The 2858-nt window shown below is 50.3% G+C and carries 1 rRNA gene; it reads left to right on the top strand.

From position 1 onward, the window contains the following. Window positions 1–2813: ribosomal RNA gene (locus tag VXP95_RS15320) — 23S ribosomal RNA — on the top strand; the annotation flags it as partial. Window positions 2814–2858 lie beyond the last annotated feature (45 nt).

Consider the following 2858-nt stretch of genomic DNA (forward strand, 5'->3'; position numbering starts at 1 on the left):
AGGCGGCAAATATCCTGTGATCCGGAGATGTCTGAATGGGGAAACCCACTTACCATAAGGTAGGTATTGCATGATGAATACATAGTCATGCAAGGCGAACGAGGGGAAGTGAAACATCTCAGTACCCTTAGGAAAAGAAATCAATTGAGATTCCCTCAGTAGCGGCGAGCGAAAGGGGAAGAGCCCATTAAGTTATCTAAGTTCTAGTGGAATGCTCTGGGAAGTGCAACCATAGTGGGTGATAGTCCTGTACACGAAAGGGCTTAGATAATGATGTCGAGTAGGGCGAGGCACGTGAAACCTTGTCTGAATATGGGGGGACCATCCTCCAAGGCTAAATACTCCTGACTGACCGATAGTGAACCAGTACCGTGAGGGAAAGGCGAAAAGAACCCCTGTGAGGGGAGTGAAATAGATCCTGAAACCGCATGCATACAAGCAGTGGGAGCCGGCTTAGTCCGGTGACTGCGTACCTTTTGTATAATGGGTCAGCGACTTATATTCAGTAGCGAGGTTAACCGAATAGGGGAGCCGTAGGGAAACCGAGTCTTAATAGGGCGCATTAGTTGCTGGGTATAGACCCGAAACCAGGTGATCTATCCATGAGCAGGTTGAAGGTTGGGTAACACTAACTGGAGGACCGAACCCACTGTCGTTGAAAAGCCAGGGGATGACTTGTGGATAGGGGTGAAAGGCTAATCAAACTTGGTGATAGCTGGTTCTCCCCGAAAGCTATTTAGGTAGCGCCTCGGACGAATACCATTGGGGGTAGAGCACTGTTTCGGCTAGGGGGTCATCCCGACTTACCAAACCGATGCAAACTCCGAATACCAATGAGTACTATCCGGGAGACAGACTGCGGGTGCTAACGTCCGTAGTCAAGAGGAAAACAATCCAGACCGCCAGCTAAGGCCCCAAAATCATAGTTAAGTGGGAAACGATGTGGGAAGGCATAGACAGCTAGGAGGTTGGCTTAGAAGCAGCCACCCTTTAAAGAAAGCGTAATAGCTCACTAGTCGAGTCGGCCTGCGCGGAAGATGTAACGGGGCTAAAACTATGTGCCGAAGCTGCGGATTTGCAATTTATTGCAAGTGGTAGGGGAGCGTTCTGTAAGCCGATGAAGGTGGATTGAGAAGTCTGCTGGAGGTATCAGAAGTGCGAATGCTGACGTGAGTAACGACAATGCGAGTGAAAAACTCGCACGCTGAAAGACCAAGGGTTCCAGTCCAACGTTAATCGGGGCTGGGTGAGTCGACCCCTAAGGCGAGGCCGAGAGGCGTAGTCGATGGGAAATTGGTTAATATTCCAATACTTCTGTGTAATGCGATGAGAGGACGGAGAAGGTTAAGTCAGCCTGGCGTTGGTTGTCCAGGTGGAAGGTTGTAGGCATGTATCTTAGGCAAATCCGGGGTACTCTATGCTGAGAACTGATAGCAAGCTGTACTTGTACAGTGAAGTGGCTGATACCATGCTTCCAGGAAAAGTCTCTAAGCTTCAGTTACACAGGAATCGTACCCGAAACCGACACAGGTGGTCAGGTCGAGTAGACCAAAGCGCTTGAGAGAACTCTGCTGAAGGAACTAGGCAAAATGGTACCGTAACTTCGGGAGAAGGTACGCTGCTTTTGGTGATGGAACTTGCTTCCTGAGCTGAGAGCAGCCACAGAAACCAGGCCCCTGCAACTGTTTATTAAAAACATAGCACTCTGCAAACACGAAAGTGGACGTATAGGGTGTGATGCCTGCCCGGTGCTGGAAGGTTAATTGATGGGGTTAGCGTAAGCGAAGCTCTTGATCGAAGCCCCAGTAAACGGCGGCCGTAACTATAACGGTCCTAAGGTAGCGAAATTCCTTGTCGGGTAAGTTCCGACCTGCACGAATGGCATAATGATGGGGGCGCTGTCTCCAGCAGAGACTCAGTGAAATCGAATTCGCCGTGAAGATGCGGTGTACCCGCGGCTAGACGGAAAGACCCCGTGAACCTTTACTGCAGCTTGACATTGAACTTTGATCTTACTTGTGTAGGATAGGTGGGAGGCTTTGAAGCAGCGACGCTAGTTGCTGTGGAGCCAATCTTGAAATACCACCCTGGTAATATTGAGGTTCTAACTCTGCTCCATGATCTGGAGCGAGGACCATGTCTGGTGGGTAGTTTGACTGGGGCGGTCTCCTCCTAAAGAGTAACGGAGGAGTACGAAGGTGCGCTCAGCGTGGTCGGAAATCACGCGTAGAGTATAAAGGCAAAAGCGCGCTTAACTGCGAGACCCACAAGTCGAGCAGGTACGAAAGTAGGTCTTAGTGATCCGGTGGTTCTGTATGGAAGGGCCATCGCTCAACGGATAAAAGGTACTCTGGGGATAACAGGCTGATACCGCCCAAGAGTTCATATCGACGGCGGTGTTTGGCACCTCGATGTCGGCTCATCTCATCCTGGGGCTGAAGCAGGTCCCAAGGGTATGGCTGTTCGCCATTTAAAGAGGTACGCGAGCTGGGTTTAGAACGTCGTGAGACAGTTCGGTCCCTATCTACCGTGGGCGTTGGAAATTTGAGAGGATCTGCTCCTAGTACGAGAGGACCAGAGTGGACGAACCTCTGGTGTACCGGTTGTGACGCCAGTCGCATCGCCGGGTAGCTATGTTCGGAAGGGATAACCGCTGAAAGCATCTAAGCGGGAAGCCTACCTCAAGATAAGATTTCCCCAGGACTTTATGTCCTCTAAAGAGCCGTTGAAGACTACGACGTTGATAGGTTGGATGTGGAAGTGCAGTGATGCATGAAGCTGACCAATACTAATTGCTCGTGAGGCTTGACTATACAACACCCAAACAGTTGTTGTATAACGCTCAATTGATTCGAAAT

Origin of the sequence: Acinetobacter sp. 226 (assembly GCF_048147925.1) — a bacterium.
Taxonomy (GTDB): Bacteria; Pseudomonadota; Gammaproteobacteria; order Pseudomonadales; family Moraxellaceae; genus Acinetobacter; species Acinetobacter pecorum.